1 protein-coding gene is annotated in these 860 nt (G+C 46.3%); it reads right to left on the bottom strand.

Features of this window, described 5'->3' with window-relative positions:
- On the bottom strand, positions 1–860 hold an 860-nt coding region (locus R8O11_RS26260; RefSeq protein ID WP_318194746.1), incomplete at both ends, for a PTS transporter subunit EIIC.

The following is an 860-nucleotide window of genomic DNA, read 5'->3' as shown; positions in this document are numbered from 1 at the left end:
AACATGAACTCTAGAGGCTCTGTGATACCAGTTAGGAATGAACAGAATGCAACAGAGAACAATGCACCACCAACTTGGCTACGTTTCTCAACAGGAGCCGCTAGGTACATAGCAAGTGCTGCACCTGGTAGACCAAACATCATTACTGGGAAGAAACCGTTCATGAATACACCAGCGCTCTTATCACCACCGAAGAAACGGTGTAGGTCACCAGATTTAACTGTTTCAGTTACTTCTTTAACAGTTGCTGTAATTTCTGGAGTTACTGAGTTAGCGAATTCAAATGTGTGAGTTTGACCTGCAACAAGAGTCTTAGCTAGAGCTGGGTCAACACAAAGTTGTTGTAGTGCAGGAAGAGCTTGACCAGCAGCTGTTGCGCCAGAAACTAGCACTTCTTGACAAGAACCCATACCAAACCAGAAGAAAGAGTTCAGTACGTGGTGTAGACCTACAGGAATTAGAGCACGGTTAAGCGTACCGTATACAAACTGACCGATTGCGCCAGAAGTAGAGATACCGTGAGCAAGTGCATCTAGACCACCTTGGATTGTTGGCCATACAATACCTGAAACAGCACCAGCAACTAGGGCGAACAAACCAGCCATAATTGGCACTAGGCGCTTACCAGAGAAGAATGCTAGCCACTCAGGAAGACGTGTAGCATGGAAAGCGTTGTAAGAATGGCCAGCAATGATACCTGCGATGATACCACCGAAGAATGACATGTTAACTGACGCATCGATTGTTGACGCTGTCGCAGTAAGTACGAAGTACGTAACCGCACCAGCAAGACCTGCAGCACCTTGACCGTCTTTTGATAAGCCGATCGCGATACCTAGACCAAATAACAATGGAAGGTT

The organism is Vibrio sp. 1288 (assembly GCF_033344475.1).
The sequence above is the reverse complement of the archived record's forward strand: the minus strand, read 5'-3'. Positions and strand labels throughout refer to the sequence as shown.